Origin of the sequence: Clostridium pasteurianum DSM 525 = ATCC 6013 (genome assembly GCF_000807255.1) — a bacterium.
GTDB lineage: Bacteria > Bacillota > Clostridia > Clostridiales > Clostridiaceae > Clostridium_I > Clostridium_I pasteurianum.
The window spans coordinates 952,744-970,815 of the sequence record NZ_CP009268.1; the positions used below are offsets into that span (position 1 = coordinate 952,744).

Sequence of the window (18,072 nt, forward strand, 5' to 3'; positions counted from 1 at the left end):
TTATAAGTTAATACAAAAACAGGAATCTAAGTGGGATTTATATGGTATATATTAGATGATATATTTCATTCATTTCCTTATTTACACATTATTGCTGTAAAGAAAGAAAATCGCAAGCATGGAGTAGGAAAAAACTATTGAAATTCTTTGAGGATGTTTGCTTTAAAGATTATGCAAAACTATTTTTAGTTATAGCAGATTTTAATCCAGAATCCAAAATGTTATATGAAAGAATTGGATATGTTGAAGTTGGATGTATACCTAATTTATATAAATTAGGAGTAACTGAATGTTTAATGATGAAATCAAGAAAATAACAGATAGCATCATAAAAAAATACTGAAAAAGAATATAAATGATAAGAACATTAAAATCTCACTGTCATATAAAAAGTATGGTACAGTGAGACTGATATTTTCATATTTTAAACATATGTAATTTAAAATGAAGGGATATATTTTTTAAAATAAAGTATGAAGTTTACATATTTACATGAGTACTCTTATACAAAACTGGTATTGCTGCTGATATAAGGAGCATACCCATAAGGGCGGGTGCAGCATGACCAAGTGATACATATATTTCACCTCCAATTATAGGCCCAATCATTCTTGCTAAAGCCTGAATAGATTGGCTGCCTCCTTGAATCCTTCCTTGTTCACTAGAATCCACAGACTTGGAGAGCATCCCATTGAATGAAGGCCAGAAGATGGAATCACCAAAAGCAAATATAAACATTCCAGCGATAAGAAGAGGATAGAATGAGAACAAAGCCGATGCTGCAATAAGACTGTAACCTATAATCTCCGAGACCATTCCAAGAATTGCTATCTGTTTATCACTAAGTTTTATCAAAAGCTTTGGCATTATGAAACCTTGTGAAATGATGTCTTGGAAGCCCATAATTGAAAACATAAGTCCGATTAGTGCAGGCTTCCAACTGAAAGTATCCATTGTAAATTGTGAAAAAACTGCCTGTAAAGATCCGTTGGGTATCCAAAGTAGGAACGCTGAGACAAGTAACCTTTTTAAATTTTTCATGGAAAGTATGCTGGCAAGCTGTGTAAATGGATTCAGTCTTACAAAGGTAATCTCTTTCAGTCTATTATTCTTGTGAAGGCTCTCAGACATAAAAAAGAATCCATAAACAACATTCAATAAAGTTATTATTGCTCCAAAATACATGGGGACAGAATAACCAAACTTGGCAAGTAATCCACCTAGAGTTGGGCCAATGACGGTGCCTACACCTACAACAGCACTCATCCATCCAAAATATTTGGTTCTCTGTTCCCTAGGAATGATGTCTGAAAAATATGCGAAGATGGTGCTTATGCTCCCACCTGTTATACCTTCTATTATGCGTCCAGCAAATAGCACCCATAGAGCTCCTCCTATACCAAAAACTAAGTACCCCATTGCAGAACCAAAAAGGCATACTAAGAGCAATGGACGACGGCCGTATTTGTCGCTCAAAGCTCCAAGCACTGGGGCCGCAAAAAACACGCAGACTGCATAAACAGACGTCAGCATTGTAACAACTATAGCTTGTTCTCTTGGATTGCTTGTATAAGGCTGCACTAAGAATGGAACCACAGGTGTTATAATACTAAAACCTATGCCGCAAAGAAACACAGACATAAGACCGAATATTAAAGCCTTTTTATGTAAGGTTTGTTCTATGTTATGTCTATTGTTTAATCTAAATTTGAACATTTAAATTCTCCTCTCAAAAGATATGGTTTTGATTCCTTGGAAACATATTTATCCTATCATCATTTTGTTTCCTTGTCAACAAAATGATAACAATAAAAATGCAGCCTGTTCTCAATAGAGCTAAGCTGCCTGTGGTTTCATTATTCAAATTTATTCCGACTTACTAGCTATATCTAGCTTCTTTATTTCTGCATCCAAATGACTACTATACTTTTCTATAAAGGTGAGCATACTGTCAAATTGTTCCTGAGTTATCTGCTCAAATACGGCTTTATCCCTTTCCTGAAACTCTTTGTGAAGTGCCTCATGAATTTTGTTGATTTCTTGTCCTTGTTCAGTAAGCCTGAAATAGATTTCTTTCTTATTATCCGGCTTCTGATAGCTTTCAATGATCCCCTTTTTTATGAGTTTCTTGGTCATTTTGCTTGTGGCGCCTCTAGTCATATAAAGGGACTCAGCTAGTTTTGTTACGTTGGAATCTGGATTTTTTCCAATGCATTCGATGTAATGTACTTCAGAAGACTTATAACCCTTAAAACTGTCTTCCATTTTAAACTTATTAAGCCAAGCCATTTTGTTAAATAATTCTCTAAAACTCATTATGACCTGTTCTTCTTTGTCCATGGACTGTCCTCCCACCTGTTAGTGTATTAACAATATTATATTAAACTTTTGTTTCTATTTCAACAATATTGAAATAACTCCTATAAGTAGAGTGTATTTACTTTTCTGCTAATAAGGGTGTAATTTGGCCTGAGTAGTATATGCATAGAACATGAAGTGCTCTGGTGCAAGCAGTGTAAAGCAGAAGACGTTCTTCTTCACAATTATAATTTTCATTTCCTGCATTATATATAAGTGCTACATCAAATTCTAATCCTTTAGCAAGATAAGCTGGTATTATCAAACTATCACTTACGTATGCATCATCATCTTTGGTTATTATTTTAATTTCAATTTTATCTTTTAAGAATCTGTATACTTCCTGCGCTTCCTTTACAGTTCTTGTTATAATGCCTATAGATTTATAGCCTTTTTCCTTATATATTTTTACATCATCAATAAGTCTTTCTTTTATAGCTTCTTCATTTGAAAAGCCAAGTACTGAAGGTTTATTTCCACTTCTTTCTATATATTCATCAGTAATGTTTTTATTGAGAAGTTTTCTTGAAAACTTGGTGATTTCCATAGTGGATCTATAGCTTTTAGTTAAATTTATTATACAGGTATTATCCTTAGGGAATATATTAGATATATTGTTGTAATTTCCTACATTCATAAATGGGTTAATAGATTGATTCAAATCACCGAGCATGGTTATATTGGCAGAATTAAAAAGCTGATGAAAGATTTCATACTGAAGCGGTGTATAATCTTGTGCCTCATCAATAATAACATATTTTATTTCTAAAGTTTTTGGAAGTCCCTCAAGTACACCTTTTAGATATAAAAGCGGGGGCTGGTCTTCGTAGTTAAGTTTTTCTGCTTTGATATTTTGTAAAGTATAGATTTTTATATCATCAATGATCTTTTCATCATAGTCAGTATTTGATTTCCTTAGGAAAAACTCAAGGTTCTCAAAAAGCTTTTTATAAGCACTTAGCAAATCAAACGCTGTGATTTTATCAATTTCATGGTATACACTTTTCATTTCATTGTCTATAGAGGTCTTGCTTAATTCCATAATTTCAATTTTATCTACATAGTCACCTGAATTTCTGAGTTCATTAGCCACTTCCGCTATCATACGTTTTTTGTAAGGCTCTAAGAGGAATAAAATTCTTTCTTTTATCTTATGCAGCCTCCTTTTTAGTGGAAGTTGGGAATAATCTTTAAAAAATAACTCCTGTATATCATTAGAAGAGATTATTAAATGATCTCTTAGAATTATATCTGTAAAGTTCCTGTTCTTTTTTTCAAGATAAACTACATATTGCTTTAATATGTTTATAAATTCTAAGGAAGATTTAAACTTTATACTGTTTATCCTGGTTTCATAATAATCATGCTTTTTAGATGCAAGAATATACTCCATCATCTGGCAATAAGTTTCTTTTATAAGGTTATTGCATAAGCTGTTATTCATATATTCATTAAAGGTTGTCTGGTACATAGTATCTTCTCCTAGTTCAGGTAATACATTAGAGATATAATCGTTAAAAATTTCATTTGGAGAGAATATTATTATGTTTTCAGGTGTTATCTTATCACGATGCTTATATAATAAATAGGCAATTCTATGAAGAGCCACAGAAGTTTTTCCGCTTCCAGCAGGACCCTGAACAATTAAATTTTTGTACTCTTCATTACGAATTACTTTATTTTGTTCTCTTTGAATGGTGGTTGCTATAGCTTTCATCTTACTATCAGTATTTTTACTCAGTATATTTTGAAGTATTTCATCATCTATTTTAAGATTACTATCAAACATATATTCAATTTTATCTTTATAAATTTTGTATTGTCTTTTTAGTGTAACTTTTCCGTTAATGATTCCTTCGGGACATTCATAGCCAGCGTCTCCAATTTCATAGTCATAAAACATGCTGGAGACAGGTGATCTCCAGTCATATACCATGAAATCGTAGTTATCATTAATGAGATTGGAAATGCCAATATAATATTTTTCTGATTTTTCATCACCACTTTCAAGAAAATCAATTCTGCCAAAATAGGGTGATAAAAGCATTTTCTTATATTTTTCTTCAAGTTTTCTGGTAAATTCATGGGTTCTTTTTTGTGTTTTCATAGTATTAATGAATTGTATAAAATCTACAATTTGATCCAGTCCATTTGTTATAGAAACAGAACCTATATCATTCCATAATTGTCTTTGGGTTTCAATGGCATCATCTCTAAACTTTTTCTTAAAATTACTTTTTTCATTAAGCTGTTTTTCAATTTCTTTGAGAACCTGTTGTAACCATTCATTTTCCAATTTCAATTCAATGTTATTCATATTTTTCATTTCCTCCTTATTAATGAAATAATTTAACCTGACTAACTTGGCATAAGTCTCCCACGCACTCTGTACAGCGAATCACACCAAATACAAAATAAATTTTGTTTTGTCTGCTTGCACTCTGCGAAAGCGATTCACACAAAATCAAAAAAAGATTTTGGTTCTCTGCTTGCACTCTGTGAAAGCGATTCACACAAAATCAAAAAAAAGATTTTGGTTCTCTGCTTTTCTTCAAGTAAGAGTTCAACGCCAAGTAAGCCATGCATTTGCAGTTCTAAAATTCAGATGGGGTAGAAGAATCCCCACCTGAATTAAGAACTTGCTTCAATAAGATTTTATAAATTATATTGACATTGTTTTTTAAATGATATATAATATAATTGAGGATATTTAATATATATCGTTGAAGATAAAAATTAGTAAACTTAGGATAACATTTTTATAATATTGTGTCAATAATAAATATAATTGATTATGTTATTTTAACTAACATTTCATAAATTTCTTTTCAAGTATATAATTTCAGTAGTAATCTTTATATTAACCTTAGGCATATTCAAATAAATAACAAGTTAGTATGCTTAGCCTATTTTGAATCTTACTGCGTCAGCAGAACCCTCAGATAGTCCACTATCCTCGGAACCTACTTTCTTGTTAGATTCAAAATATTCGTCGCATCTTTGACTTACTATTTATTTTCACATTCCTTATTAGTGAATGTTGATAATAGTAAATACTTATAAAAAATAACAAAGGCACTCTTAGAGAGGGCTTTTTTGATGTGCAGTAATAGATTATATAGAATATTATGGTATACTTTTTATAATGTAGGTAGTTAAATATATACACATAAAAAGAAAGATGGATGATTATATGAAAAGAATTGTTGGATTTAGAATATTGAAAACAGCAATAGGTTCAGCACTTGCCATATTTATTGCTGAAGGCTTAGGGTTAAAATATGCAGCAGCAGCTGGAATTATAACTATTTTAAGTATTCAAAATACTAAGAAAACATCTATAAAGCTGGCATTTCAGAGGATTGAATCTACTGTTTTAGCCTTGCTTATATCAAGCATATTGTTTCTAACCTTTGGATACAGCCCTATTATATTTGGAATATACTTAATTATTTTTATACCCATTACTGTATTCCTGAAAATTACCGATGGAATTGTTGTAAGCTCGGTTTTAGTTACCCATTTATTAGCTCAAAAGTCATCATCTATGTTTTGGATACGGAATGAAATTTTACTTATGGCAGTTGGTGCAGGAATTGGAATAATTATAAATATTTATATGCCTAAAATAGAAAATGAGATCAAAGAAACTCAAAGGAATATTGAAGAACATATGCGTATAATTTTATTTCATATGGCAGAGGCTTTAAGAAATCAGTCAGTGCATATTGAAGAAGAAAGGATCTTTAATGAGCTGGAATCAATATTAGAACAAGGAAAAAATAGAGCATATAGACATTTAAATAATTATATTATTAATGATGCTAAGTATTATGTTGACTATATGGAAATGAGAAGTTTACAATACGAAATATTAAAATATATGAGGAGTCATTTTATGAAATTTTACTTAACCTTAGAGCAGACCGAAGTGGTAGCAGCTTTTACTGAAAAGATTGCATCAAATTTTGGAGAATATAATACTGCAGAAGAACTTTTAAAGGAATTAAATGAAATTGTGGTTATGTTTAAGGCTCAGGAACTTCCTAAGACAAGAGATGAATTTGAAAATAGAGCTATGCTGTTTCAGTTTTTAAATGACTTGGAAGCACTCTTAGAATTAAAGAAAAAATTTTGGACTTATGTTAATATATTAGACGTGAAAAGCTGAATTACCACAATTTTTTAAATTAACAGAAATACATGAAGTAGAAGGTTTAATATAAGAAAGGGTGAATAAACCATGGATACCAAAATTGTACAAAAAAATAATATCACAATTGCAATTGTGCAAAGTACTGAACCTATAATAACAGATGTTCAGTCTGCATTAGATTTTATGTCAACAGTAAGATATAAAACAGGATGTGACCGCATTGCTTTAAATAAAGAAGCTATAAAGGAGGAATTTTTCGATTTAAGTACATGTATTGCTGGAGAAATATTGCAAAAGTTTATAAATTATAATTTAAAGTTTGCTGTAATAGGGGATTTCTCTTGTTATTCAAGCAAGGCACTAAGAGATTTTATATATGAAAGTAATAGAGGCAAAGATATATTTTTTATTTCAGATGAATATGAAGCAATTGAAAAATTATCTTCTGTATAGTTTTATATTATTAATTAGATCTTTCAAATCTTTCAGTGTCAGCCGGCAGGTTTACTGGAATATAGGGAATATAGCTGAACAAAATTTAAATTTGAGGTAAAACCTATGAAAAAAGAAAAGGACAACCTGTTTTTATTTATAAGATATTCTATATTTTTTTGCATTTCTTTATCAGTGATAACTCTTGATTCCAGTGGGACTTTAGATATGCTAAAGCTTGTTGCATATCTTTTGATATATATTGTAAATGCGCAGCTTAGAATGTATTTTTTTATGAAATACAGAATTTATACTATATTATCCATATTATTTGAGATACTTATAATATATTTATTATATAGCAGCTTTGGAGGCTTTACCTTTATATATTTCTTTGTATCTATAATAGATGCATCCATTATGCTGGAGAATATAGAAGCAGCAGTGATAAGTTTGATTTTATATGCTGCAGTATTTTTAATAAGTTTGAAGCCTGATTATTCAGCTCTAGAAAGGTATGTATACATAAATGTAATCTTTAATACTTTGGTAGTTGCAGGCTTTAGTTCTCTTGGAAGGTATATAAAAAGTCAAAGGGATAGAAAAATAGAGGCACAGAAATTATATGATAAGATAAAGGTATCGGAAGACAGACTTAAGGATGCCTATGGAAGGCTTGAAAGCTACTCCTCTACGGTAGAAGAAATAACTATTCTCAAAGAGAGAAACAGGATTTCCAGAGAAATACATGATACCGTTGGGCATACGCTATCTACACTAATAATCCAGCTTCAGGCAGTGCCTTATTTATGGAAATCAAATCCTGATGAAGCAGAGAATATGATAAAGGATATGGTTGACTATACAAAAAATGGACTTGAAGATGTAAGAAGGGCTGTAAGAGAATTAACTCCTTTAGCTTTTGACAACAGCAGTGGTATTTTTCTTTTAAAAGAGCTTATGATAAACTTTGAAAAACATTCCAAGGTTAAAATCAAATTTAATATATCCAATAAACTTCATTATGATCTAAATTCAGATCAAAGCTTTGTTTTATATAGAGTTTTTCAGGAATCTTTCAGCAATTCCTTAAGACATGGACAAGCCACTGAGATAAATATAAATATGAGTTTTTCTGAAGAAGAAATATATGTACATATGAGAGATAACGGTAACTGTAAAAAGGACATGAAAAAGGGTTTTGGACTAACTAACATGGAAAAGAGAATAGTTTTTATAGGTGGTATATTTTCATACATAAATCATGAAAATAAGGGCTTTGAAATAAATATAAGTATTCCAAGAAATAAGAACATAGCTAAATTACAGGAGGATAGTGATGGAGGAGATAAAGATAATTATAGCAGATGATGAAAAGCTTATAAGGAGCAGCTTAAATATAATAATAGGTTCTGATCCTGCTATAAAAGTTGTAGGTCTTTGTGGTGACGGGGAAGAAGCGTATAATTTTTGCAGGGATAATCAAGTAGATGTAGCTCTTATGGATATAAGGATGCCAAAGGTGGACGGAGTTTATGGTACCAAGCTTATAAAAGAAGTTTCTCCGGATACAAAGGTTTTGATCCTTACTACCTTTAATGACGATGAATATATTTTTGATGCTATGAAATTTGGTGCCAGCGGATATCTTTTAAAGGATACCTCCCATGAGGTTATAATAGACAGCATAAAGGGGGTTCACCTTGGGAATGTAATAATGAATCCTGTAGTGGCTTCAAGGGTTATTGAAAACACATCAAGGGAGAGGAATATATCTGCAGAGGATATAAAGAGTAAATTTTCTCTAACTTCAAGAGAAATAGATGTAATAAAGGGCATAAGTGAGGGACTGACAAATAAAGAAATTTCTAAAAAGCTTTTTGTAACAGAGGGAACTGTAAAAAATTATATTACAGAAATTTTATCAAAACTCAGTCTTAGGGATAGAACTCAAATTGCAATATTTGCTTTTAAAAATAACATTACGTCAAATAAATAACTAGTCAGTATTGTAGTCTACTTATTTTCATATGCCTAATATATATAAAAATCATGACTTAAGTCATGGTTTATTTTTTTAAATTTATGACTCAGCTCATTACTTGAAAGTTTATCCAGATTATATAATAAGCATAAGAGGTGATTGATGATGTCAATATTGGAACTTAAAAATGTAACTAAAAGATATGACGATAAATTAGTAGTAGATAATGTGAGTTTTTCTATAAGAGAAGGAGAGACTTTTGGGCTTTTAGGACCTAATGGTGCAGGAAAGTCTACAATTATTTCTATGATATGCGGTCTTGTAAAGGCAGACAAAGGCAATATATTTATAGATAGCCATTCTATTTCAAAGGATTCAATTGCAGCTAAAAAAAATATAGGTATAGTACCTCAGGATATAGCTCTTTATGAAAACTTAAATGCCATTGATAACCTAAAGTTCTGGGGGACGCTATATGGATTAAAGGGCAATCTTTTAAGAGAAAGGATTGAAGAGGCTCTTGAGATTACAGGATTAAAGGATAGAGCAAAAAGTAAGATAAAGAGCTACTCAGGAGGAATGAAAAGAAGAATCAACATGGCTGCTGCTTTTATGCACCATCCAAAGCTTCTTATAATGGATGAACCTACAGTGGGTATTGATCCTCAGTCAAGAAATCATATTCTGGAATTTACTAAAAGTCTTAATGAGGAATATGGTACTACAGTAATGTATACAAGTCATTATATGGAGGAAGTTGAAATGCTGTGCAGCAGCCTTGTTATACTGGATGAGGGAAAAGTTATAGCCAGTGGAACTCAGGAGGAAATAAAGAGAATGGTTTCAAATGAGGAGAACATTGAAATAAGCCTTACCAATTATACTAATGATATTGGATTAAAATTAGATAAGCTTCGAGCTGTAAGTGGAGTTAATTACAAAAATGGTGTTCTTTCAGTAGTTATGAAGATCTCTGAGAAGAATGGTATTCAGGACATTATTGATATATTAATCCATAATGATGCCAAGATACAAAATATAAATATAAAGGTTCCAAATCTGGAAACTGTATTTTTAAATCTTACTGGGAAAAATTTAAGGGATTAGGGGGATGAACATGAAAACTATAAGTATATTTATGAATTCATTGAAATTATTTTTAGTTAATATTAAGGTGTATATTTTTGTTTTCCTCATTGCCCCTTTTATATTCTCTTTTATGTATGGGAATATGTATAAAAAGATATTAGATCCAGATAGAACTATTGATAAATTTCAGGTTGCGTATATAGATATGGATAAAAGTCCTGAATCAAAACCCTTGGAGCAGATTCTAAGGGGAGATAAGCTCAGTAAAATTGTAAATTTAAATAATCTGTCCAGTTTAGATAATATAAATAGTGATTTGATTAAAGGAAACTATACAGCGGCTATAGTTATTCCAAAGGATTTCTCCAGCAATATTGGTAATAACAAAGAGGCTTCCATTCAGGTTTTGCAGTCACCTTCTGCTGGTGTAAAAGGTGAAATAGTATATGACATAGTAAAGGTATACTGCTCTTATTTAAATATGAATAGAAGTGTTTATAGTGTAATTATGAAAAATTTAAAGGATGAAGTCGCAACTGAGAAGATGTTTAAGGATATAACACCATTAATAGAAGCAAATTTAAGTAAAACTTATGTTACTTATACTTCTCTCCCAAAGGCTAAGCTTTTGAACTATAAACAGCAGTTTGCTCCCAATATGCTAATAATGTTCAGCTTATTTATTGCATTAACTCAGGCAATTACTGTATTAAAGGAAAGAGAAGAAGGCACTGTAAGCCGTATATATTCAACGGCTACCAGTAAGTTATCCTTCTATTTTGGAAAGCTTTTGGCGGTTTTTTCTATATCTTTAGTTCAAATGATCTGCTTTTTAGCAGTTTCAATTTTATTTATAGGAGTAAATTTTGGCAACTATTTAAATCTTATTCCTATAATGATAACTCATGCAGTTATCATATCAGCCATTACAGCTTTGCTTATGGTACTGTTTAGAAATGTAAATGTGCTATCTGTAGTGTTTAGTTTTCTGGCAGCTATAATGTCAATATTTTCAGGAAGCTTTTCTCCGGCAGACTATTATCCTGAATTCATGAGAAGAATATCTCATTTCACTGTTAATTATTGGATTAATAATCTTTATACCAGTAATATGCTGGGAGATAGTTTTGCTTATCTATTTCAAATAATTGCTGTAATGTTAGTTATATCGGCTATGGTTATTTTACTTGGTGCTGTAAAAATAAAACATGAATATTAGGAGGAAAGCACAATGCAGATTTTAAGATTGACCTTACTTAATTTAAAAAGAATGATAGCAAACAAAAATGTACTTTTTCTTACACTTTTAATGCCTATGGTGGTTATGTGCATAGTTACATTTTTTAATAGGGGAAGTGAAAATACTAGTAGTAGTGATAAAATTTATATTGATTTCGTGAATAAGGATAAAGGGAATCTTGGACAAGAACTCATAAAGGAATTTCAGTCTTCTGGGAATTTTAGTGTTTATACCACCAGTAAAGAAGAGGCAGAGTATAGGGTTTCCCATAATGTTACTTCTGAAGCAGTAATAATACCTGAAAAATTTTCTGAAAGTATTGAAAAGGGAGCTGATCCTAATATAAGTATTTTAAAGCTGAATATAGGAAACGTAACCTTAACTGCGGATAGTAAGATAAATTATTTTATAAATGAAAGAATTATTTCAAAAGAAATAGCATCAAGTTTAAAGGGAAAGACTACAGAAGCAAAGGATATCTCCATGGAAATTTCAAAGGAAACAGCTCTAAATAAAGTAACGACTTCCTCAAAAACAGTAGTAAAGGATAATAAAAATCCCCTGGGAAATCAAATTACCATTAATCTTTGTGTAAGTTTTATGATGTTTACGGTATTATTTATAGTCAATGAAATAATAGCAAGAAGAGATGATAAAACCTTAAAAAGAAGTTTTACTGCTCCTAATAGTAAATTTGCCATAATGGCTTCTTTTGTAGTAGCTTTTTTATTAATAGGATGGCTTCAGGTAATACTTATGGTTGGAAGTACTTCTCTATTGTTTAAGGTAAATTGGGGGAATTCTATCCTTTCATTATTTGTATTTTTTACAGCCCTTATACTTGTAGTACTTGGTCTTGGAGTACTGCTGTGCAGAATTGTAAAAACCGCCAGTAATGCATCTATGGTATGTCAGATGGTGGTTCAGATAAGTTGTATGGTAGGAGGTTCCTATATGCCTCTTGAGTATTTTCCTGACTTTTTAAAGCGTATAGCTTATTTTGTCCCTCAAAGCTGGGCAGTATCCGCCCTTACAGATGTAGTTATAGAGAATAAAGGTCTTATTTCAATTCTTCCTGATATAGGAATACTGCTTCTATTTGCAGCAGCCTTTTTTACTGCAGGAGTTTCTACTATAAGGGAGATAGCGGAGTAAATATCATTGGATACTGGCCATGAGTTTATTGAAAACTTTCCTAACTTTTAGAAGCTGCATCATTCCTCTCTATGTGTAGAAAAACAAGGCAAAATATCAGTAAAATTATACTGACCCATACTGCTTTAGCTTTTAAGTGAGAAGTTACAAATCCACCGAAAAAGGCTCCTATTATAAAGAATATTACAATTGTAAAATAACGAAAGGATTTTACTGATGCAGCAGGATCCTTTTTTGTAAAAGCAGTATGCAGTGCCAGTGAGGCAGAACGTAAGTTACCGGTGCACATGGTAGAGGCATAGGGGGAATCCACTAATTTTTTAAAGGTAGAATATTGCAGTGAAGCAACAAAAGAAATAGCAGTAGTTACTACCACATCTAAATTGCCATAGGGCATAAATCCTACAATAAAAAGCAGTATTATTTCAATAATTAAAATAGTGCGATAGTGGTTTTTTGTTAAAAAATTAGAAGAATTTTTATTAAGGGTTTCTGAAAACAGTACTCCTATTATAAATGCAAAAATAGGCAGGGATTTTATTAAAGCCAGTTTGTAATTTCTATTAACAGCTTCTACTGCAACTAAGACCAAATTACCTGTCTGAGCATTAGCGAAAATACCTCCTCGTCCAATATAGGTATATGCATCTAGAAAACCTCCAACTAGGGCAAGAAGTATTCCTAGAAAAAAGGATTCTGGTTTAATATGAGGCAAGTATGCCCTTATTTTTTGTTTTTTAACTGAATTTACTTGTTCACTAATCAATTTTAAATAGCTCCTTATGTAATGTATTTAGGTCATTTGAGTTTTATTGGGAAAACCTATAAAACATTATTTTTATTGGTATTAACAAGGGTGTTATATTTTACTTCATGTATATTATAATACCATCAATATTATATAATCAATAGTATAAAACTCTGTGAAATGAGTGAATATGATTTTTATTATGATATCCAACTTGAAATATAAATTTCTATGATATCTTGATTTTTCAGTAATATATGATATACTATTATTAAAAATTGAATTCTTACCTAGGGTAGAGGTGCTGTGATTATTAGTATGTGTCCATAGCTTGCAGGCGATGAAGGATGCAGAAAGGGGTTACAGCCGAAGGAAGTAAGTCTGGCAGGGCTACTTTCTGGGTTTGTATAAAATATATGCAAAACTGTCACTATTTATAGTGGAGAGCTACAAGGTTCACGTGCGTTAATATTGAATTTATAATACTAACAGCAAAGGTGTTCCTTTGCTGTTAGTTTTTGTGACTTTAAATTTGCCATGGTAAGAGGAAAGTAGGTATAATATGAAAATTGAGGGTGTTTTATTACCAATTATTACTCCATTCCAAAATGGACAAGTTGATTTTGAATCCTATAAAAATATGATAGAGCATTATTCAAATATGGATATAGCTGGATTTATACCTCTTGGAACTACAGGGGAAACTCCTACCCTATCCGAGTCTGAATATGAATCTGTGTTAGAAAAAACTGTAGAATACAATGAAAAAAAATTACCTATATACGTAGGCTTTGGTGGTAATAATACCGAAAAAATGGCAAAAGATATAAAAATGTTTGAAAAGTACCATATTAAAGGGATTTTATCTGTATGTCCATATTATAATAGACCAGATCAAAGGGGAATATATGAACATTTCAGGAGAATTTCACAATCCACTGATCTTGATATAGTACTTTACAATATACCTTACAGAACTGGCAGAAATATTGAAAATGATACAATCAGAAGACTGGCAGAATTTAAAAATGTAGTGGGTATAAAGGATGCCTGTGGGGATTTTAAACAGACTACTGATTTATTATTAAATCGTCCTGAAGATAGTGATTTTTCAATACTTACAGGGGAAGATGCCTTTTTCTACAGTACTTTGATGCTGGGAGGAGATGGTGGAATACTGGCATCAGCTCATATGGATACGGAGAAGTATATTGAAGTCTATAAAAGAGTTAGAGAAAATAATCACTTAAAAGCCTTTGAAATATGGAAAGAAGTGGCTAATATTATTCCACTTTTATTTGAAGAACCTAATCCAGCACCAATTAAATATTGTCTATACAAAGCTGGATTAATAAAATCTCAGGAAATAAGACTTCCATTAATGGAGATATCAGAAGTTCTAGCAGAAAAAATAGACAAGGTTATGCCAAAGAAACCTATTATGTATAAAATTCCATCTTAGGATAAAGTATTATAATAATCTGTTTTTTATTAAAAAGTAAACTGTACCTCGTAATCTACACAGACTTTTGTTGTGAATATATTACAGAGTACAGTTTATTCTTTTATTTACAGCACTCATTGTTTTGGTGATAGGTCAGATATAAAAGCCTTCATAGCTGCGGATATCCATTTATTTTTATGATATAGCAGTTGAGTTCTTATATTAAACTTATAATCAATCAAGTCTAATTTCACTAATTTTTTTCCCTGAAGTTCATTGTTTACAGACATGGCAGGTAAAAAAGTAATTCCAAGATTGCTCATAACGAAGGTTTTAATGGTTTCTATACTGCCTATTTCTAAGGACAATTTGGGCTGAATATTTTCTTTATAGAACATTGAAATAAATACATTTCTATAACTGCAGCCATTTTCTGTAAGGATCAATGGTTCTTTTGCAATATCTCTTATGCTTAGATTCTTTTTATTTGCCAACCTATTTAAGGGAGAAGCTAAAAGCAGCATATCTTCCTTACTGGACATATATGAATTTAGATCTGAATCTTCAATGGGCTCACCTAAAACCAGAGCCAAGTCAATTGTATTATTTTTAAGCATATTGTATAGATCCTGGCAAGTGCCTACTTTAATAATTATTTCTACTTCAGGATATTTTAAATGATAGTTTTTTAGTATCTTTGGAAGTTTTATTGTGCAAAGGGATTCAACCACACCAATCTTTAAAGTGCCTTCAGGTATATTTGTGTTACTTACTGCTTTTTTAGCTTCTTCAGTAAGATTTATAATTTTTTCAGCATATTCAAGAAAAGCAAGTCCGTTGGAAGTCAAATTCATGTTCTTACCAACTCTTTCAAAGAGCTTTACTCCAAGCTCCTGTTCAAGAAGCTGTATTTGAGTCGTAATAGTAGATTGGGCATATCCAAGTTCCTTTGCAGCTTTTATAAAACTCTTTACCTTTGTAATTTTATAGAAGGTTATTAGGTTTCTAAGTTCCATAGTTAATCTCCAAACTTCAATAAATTTGAACTATAAATTCTAATAATTCAATTATACTAATATATAATCTTATGTTAATATAAATATAAGATGAATTCAATAAATTATCAGTAAATTTTACATATAAATATGAATTTTATTTAGAAGGGCAGGTATTAGTTTTAAAATGGAGTTAAGTAAAAATAAATTAAAAAAGTCATTAGTTAGTGGTTTGGCAGGGACTTCGGCTATTTTTATTATTTCAATGGCGGGCATTATACTAAATAATCCTATATTAATTGCACCTTTTGGCGCAAGTGCTGTTTTATTATTTGGATTAAGGCACAGCCCTTTAGCCAAACCTAAAAATTTAATTGGAAGCCACATTATTAGTGCATTAACAGGACTACTTATGTTGTATTTTTTCGGGAATTCCTATTTGGTAATTTCTATTGCAGTGGGGATTACAATATTTTTAATGATTTTTCTGGATATACTTCATCCGCCAGCTGGAGCAAATCCCATATTAATAATTTCTACTGCTGCAAGTTGGAAATTTCTATATATAAATATACTTTTAGGCTTAACAATTTTAGTGGCAGCAACTTTTATTTATAATAAAGTACTAAATCCGCTGCAAAAGGTTAATGCAGAGAACTAAGCTTTTAGGGGATGAGCAAAATTTCTGCATTGCTTAGTTCTCTGCTCAGGGGAAGCATCTATGAATAATCAACATATTAGGGGAATAATATGTTAACATTTAAACTAGTGTGGTTTGTAATTTTTGTGGAATAATTAACTCTGCTTCTGTGGATTTTATTACTTCTTCCAATGTAACATTTGGAGATATTTCTTTTAATAAAAGACCTTCAGGAGTTACCTCTATAACGGCTTTCTCTGTTATAATTAAATTCACAACACCAGAGGCAGATAGTGGCAGCGTACAATTCTTCAATATTTTTGGATTTCCCTTCTTATCCGTATGGGTCATTGCAACAATTACTCTTTTAGCTCCTACTAATAAATCCATTCCTCCTCCCATACCAGGTACAAACTTTCCAGGTATCTTCCAATTGGCTATATTACCATTTTCATCTACTTCTAAGGCTCCAAGAACTGTAGCATCTACATGACCGCCTCTAATTATTCCAAAGGATACAGCTAAATCAAAGGTAGAGGATCCAGGCAGCATGGTAATAGGTTCACCGCCGGCATTTGCTACATCGGGATCTGAATGGCCTCTTTCAGGCTTTGGTCCAAATAGAAGTCCGCCGTTTTCCGTCTGTAAGATTACATTTATCCCTTCTGGTATAAAATTAGAAGAAAGAGTAGGAATTCCAAAACCTAAATTTATAACCATACCATCTTTAAATTCTTTGGCTACTCTTCTTGCGATAATCTCTCTTGCATCCATAAGTATCACCTCCCTCTAAAGTTTATGGGCATTTATCCATAAATCTTCATAGACCTTCTTTCTGGTAGGTAAATCATTACCTTTAACGATAATGTCCACAAAAATTCCAGGAGTGCCTACATCATTAGGGTTAATTTCACCTACTTCAACTATTTCATCAACCTCAGCAATAACTAAATTGGCTGCAGTTGCTATTATTGGATTTGAATTTAATGCAACACCTTTATATTGAAGATTTCCAAATTTATCAGCTCTATAAGCTTTCACAATTGCTATATCTGCTTTTAATGGCGGATATAATAAAAATGGTTTCCCATTTACCATTATTTTTTCTCTGCCCTGCTCCATTTCTGTGCCAAGACCTGTAGGTGTCAATATTCCTCCAAGGCCTGAGCCTGCTGCTCTTATTCTCTCAATCAAAGTTCCCATAGGATTAAATTCAACTTCTACTTTGCCTTCATTATATTGTTTTACCAGATTAGGATCTGTGCCTATATGAGCACCGATAAATTTCTTTATTTTATTTTTTTTAGTAAGTTTACCTATATCAAAAGTCTCATAGGGATTAGAAGCTACTGCACTTATAATAGTAAGATCAGTTATATTACTATCAGCAATTTCATCAATTAATCTTATAGGAGCTCCAACTCCAAGGAATCCCCCTATCATAATTGAATTTCCGTTTTCAATATGTTCAAGTGTTTGTCTTATTGATTTAATAACAGCCATTGAATTCACACCTCCAATAAATTACTTATTTTAGGCTTAAGAATTAAAAATAATACCATCAAGCCTAAATTAATTAGTTTAACAGGGAATTTGTTATTAAATATTTTGGCTAGAGATTTTTAGAAATTGGAATTTCATGTTTGTACAAATTTAGAATTATAGAAAATCATCCTTCATTTTTACAGAGCGTAATGGGATTATTAGGTGCTGAGACAAAATAACAGAAAGTTATTGAAAAATTAGATTCAGTTGAAAATGTGGTTTTATCCAGTGTGTTTGCAAAATAGTAGATTAATTGTAAAATTATGAGTTATAAATCTATTGACTA

Annotated in this window: 17 protein-coding genes and 1 riboswitch; of the genes, 10 read left to right on the forward strand and 7 right to left on the reverse strand. The window is 31.3% G+C overall.

All coding sequences use genetic code 11. From position 1 onward, the window contains the following. Window positions 1–137 precede the first annotated feature (137 nt). The gene (locus CLPA_RS21425) at window positions 138–317 is read left to right on the forward strand and encodes a GNAT family N-acetyltransferase (RefSeq protein WP_003447051.1); all 180 of its coding nucleotides are present in this window, start codon (window positions 138–140) and stop codon (window positions 315–317) included. Window positions 318–480: 163 nt separating this feature from the next. Here CLPA_RS21425 and CLPA_RS04225 read toward each other — a convergent pair whose 3' ends face one another. The 3 genes from CLPA_RS04225 to CLPA_RS04235 all read right to left on the reverse strand — a co-directional run bounded on the left by CLPA_RS04225 (window position 481) and on the right by CLPA_RS04235 (window position 4,675). Next, entirely contained in the window at window positions 481–1,716 is a 1,236-nt protein-coding gene (locus tag CLPA_RS04225) for an MFS transporter (protein ID WP_003447053.1), read from the reverse strand. A 150-nt stretch (window positions 1,717–1,866) separates the two neighbouring features. Further along, on the reverse strand, window positions 1,867–2,340 hold the full coding sequence (locus CLPA_RS04230) for a MarR family transcriptional regulator (RefSeq protein ID WP_003447055.1): 474 nt from the start codon (window positions 2,338–2,340) through the stop codon (window positions 1,867–1,869). Between the two features lie 97 nt (window positions 2,341–2,437). Continuing rightward, window positions 2,438–4,675: a HelD family protein gene (locus tag CLPA_RS04235; protein WP_003447057.1), complete on the reverse strand. Its 2,238-nt coding sequence runs from the start codon at window positions 4,673–4,675 to the stop codon at window positions 2,438–2,440. Window positions 4,676–5,551: 876 nt separating this feature from the next. Here CLPA_RS04235 and CLPA_RS04240 point away from each other — a divergent pair. The 7 genes from CLPA_RS04240 to CLPA_RS20035 all read left to right on the forward strand — a co-directional run bounded on the left by CLPA_RS04240 (window position 5,552) and on the right by CLPA_RS20035 (window position 12,414). Then, window positions 5,552–6,529 carry an aromatic acid exporter family protein gene (locus tag CLPA_RS04240; RefSeq protein ID WP_003447060.1) on the forward strand — a complete coding sequence of 326 codons (978 nt, stop codon included), beginning with the start codon at window positions 5,552–5,554 and terminating at the stop codon, window positions 6,527–6,529. A 72-nt stretch (window positions 6,530–6,601) separates the two neighbouring features. Further along, window positions 6,602–6,967 (forward strand): DUF4180 domain-containing protein, encoded by a 366-nt coding sequence (locus tag CLPA_RS04245; RefSeq protein ID WP_003447062.1) that lies wholly within the window; start codon window positions 6,602–6,604, stop codon window positions 6,965–6,967. A 105-nt stretch (window positions 6,968–7,072) separates the two neighbouring features. Beyond that, window positions 7,073–8,317, forward strand: coding sequence for a sensor histidine kinase (locus CLPA_RS04250; protein ID WP_003447064.1), 1,245 nt, complete (start codon window positions 7,073–7,075; stop codon window positions 8,315–8,317). Beyond that, window positions 8,286–8,945, forward strand: coding sequence for a response regulator transcription factor (locus tag CLPA_RS04255; protein ID WP_003447066.1), 660 nt, complete (start codon window positions 8,286–8,288; stop codon window positions 8,943–8,945). Before CLPA_RS04250 ends, CLPA_RS04255 begins: the two co-directional genes overlap by 32 nt. Before the next feature lie 150 nt (window positions 8,946–9,095). After that, window positions 9,096–10,037: an ABC transporter ATP-binding protein gene (locus CLPA_RS04260; protein WP_003447068.1), complete on the forward strand. Its 942-nt coding sequence runs from the start codon at window positions 9,096–9,098 to the stop codon at window positions 10,035–10,037. 10 nt (window positions 10,038–10,047) lie between these two features. Then, a complete protein-coding gene (locus CLPA_RS04265; RefSeq protein ID WP_003447070.1) occupies window positions 10,048–11,238 on the forward strand; it encodes an ABC transporter permease in 1,191 nt (396 codons plus the stop codon). Window positions 11,239–11,250: 12 nt separating this feature from the next. Further along, a complete protein-coding gene (locus tag CLPA_RS20035; RefSeq protein ID WP_003447072.1) occupies window positions 11,251–12,414 on the forward strand; it encodes an ABC transporter permease in 1,164 nt (387 codons plus the stop codon). Window positions 12,415–12,454: 40 nt separating this feature from the next. On the opposite strand, the gene CLPA_RS04275 is transcribed toward CLPA_RS20035, so the two are convergent. Then, the gene (locus CLPA_RS04275; RefSeq protein WP_003447074.1) at window positions 12,455–13,180 is read right to left on the reverse strand and encodes a YoaK family protein; all 726 of its coding nucleotides are present in this window, start codon (window positions 13,178–13,180) and stop codon (window positions 12,455–12,457) included. 270 nt (window positions 13,181–13,450) lie between these two features. Next, a riboswitch (Lysine riboswitch) is annotated at window positions 13,451–13,620 on the forward strand. A gap of 104 nt (window positions 13,621–13,724) precedes the next feature. Between CLPA_RS04275 and dapA the strand changes: the two genes are divergently transcribed. Then, window positions 13,725–14,624: a 4-hydroxy-tetrahydrodipicolinate synthase gene (dapA, locus tag CLPA_RS04280; protein WP_003447077.1), complete on the forward strand. Its 900-nt coding sequence runs from the start codon at window positions 13,725–13,727 to the stop codon at window positions 14,622–14,624. 116 nt (window positions 14,625–14,740) lie between these two features. Here the strand turns inward: dapA and CLPA_RS04285 are convergent, their stop codons facing one another. After that, entirely contained in the window at window positions 14,741–15,622 is an 882-nt protein-coding gene (locus tag CLPA_RS04285) for a LysR family transcriptional regulator (RefSeq protein ID WP_003447080.1), read from the reverse strand. Between the two features lie 166 nt (window positions 15,623–15,788). Here CLPA_RS04285 and CLPA_RS04290 point away from each other — a divergent pair, with 166 nt between their 5' ends. Continuing rightward, on the forward strand, window positions 15,789–16,262 hold the full coding sequence (locus CLPA_RS04290) for an HPP family protein (protein WP_003447082.1): 474 nt from the start codon (window positions 15,789–15,791) through the stop codon (window positions 16,260–16,262). A gap of 99 nt (window positions 16,263–16,361) precedes the next feature. Here the strand turns inward: CLPA_RS04290 and CLPA_RS04295 are convergent, their stop codons facing one another. Both CLPA_RS04295 and CLPA_RS04300 read right to left on the reverse strand, forming a co-directional pair. Next, entirely contained in the window at window positions 16,362–17,015 is a 654-nt protein-coding gene (locus tag CLPA_RS04295) for a 3-oxoacid CoA-transferase subunit B (protein ID WP_003447084.1), read from the reverse strand. 15 nt (window positions 17,016–17,030) lie between these two features. After that, on the reverse strand, window positions 17,031–17,744 hold the full coding sequence (locus tag CLPA_RS04300) for a CoA transferase subunit A (RefSeq protein ID WP_003447087.1): 714 nt from the start codon (window positions 17,742–17,744) through the stop codon (window positions 17,031–17,033). Window positions 17,745–18,072: the final 328 nt, after the last annotated feature.

Excerpts from the sequence above, each read along its gene's own strand:
- CLPA_RS04260 (WP_003447068.1), top strand. The coding sequence starts at position 9,096 with ATGTCAATATTGGAACTTAAAAATGTAACTAAAAGATATGACGATAAA.
- CLPA_RS04240 (WP_003447060.1), top strand. The coding sequence starts at position 5,552 with ATGAAAAGAATTGTTGGATTTAGAATATTGAAAACAGCAATAGGTTCA.
- CLPA_RS04230 (WP_003447055.1), bottom strand. The coding sequence starts at position 2,340 with ATGGACAAAGAAGAACAGGTCATAATGAGTTTTAGAGAATTATTTAAC.
- CLPA_RS04245 (WP_003447062.1), top strand. The coding sequence starts at position 6,602 with ATGGATACCAAAATTGTACAAAAAAATAATATCACAATTGCAATTGTG.
- CLPA_RS20035 (WP_003447072.1), top strand. The coding sequence starts at position 11,251 with ATGCAGATTTTAAGATTGACCTTACTTAATTTAAAAAGAATGATAGCA.
- CLPA_RS04290 (WP_003447082.1), top strand. The coding sequence starts at position 15,789 with ATGGAGTTAAGTAAAAATAAATTAAAAAAGTCATTAGTTAGTGGTTTG.
- CLPA_RS04265 (WP_003447070.1), top strand. The coding sequence starts at position 10,048 with ATGAAAACTATAAGTATATTTATGAATTCATTGAAATTATTTTTAGTT.
- CLPA_RS04295 (WP_003447084.1), bottom strand. The coding sequence starts at position 17,015 with ATGGATGCAAGAGAGATTATCGCAAGAAGAGTAGCCAAAGAATTTAAA.
- CLPA_RS04250 (WP_003447064.1), top strand. The coding sequence starts at position 7,073 with ATGAAAAAAGAAAAGGACAACCTGTTTTTATTTATAAGATATTCTATA.
- dapA (WP_003447077.1), top strand. The coding sequence starts at position 13,725 with ATGAAAATTGAGGGTGTTTTATTACCAATTATTACTCCATTCCAAAAT.
- CLPA_RS04225 (WP_003447053.1), bottom strand. The coding sequence starts at position 1,716 with ATGTTCAAATTTAGATTAAACAATAGACATAACATAGAACAAACCTTA.
- CLPA_RS04255 (WP_003447066.1), top strand. The coding sequence starts at position 8,286 with ATGGAGGAGATAAAGATAATTATAGCAGATGATGAAAAGCTTATAAGG.
- CLPA_RS04285 (WP_003447080.1), bottom strand. The coding sequence starts at position 15,622 with ATGGAACTTAGAAACCTAATAACCTTCTATAAAATTACAAAGGTAAAG.
- CLPA_RS04300 (WP_003447087.1), bottom strand. The coding sequence starts at position 17,744 with ATGGCTGTTATTAAATCAATAAGACAAACACTTGAACATATTGAAAAC.
- CLPA_RS04235 (WP_003447057.1), bottom strand. The coding sequence starts at position 4,675 with ATGAATAACATTGAATTGAAATTGGAAAATGAATGGTTACAACAGGTT.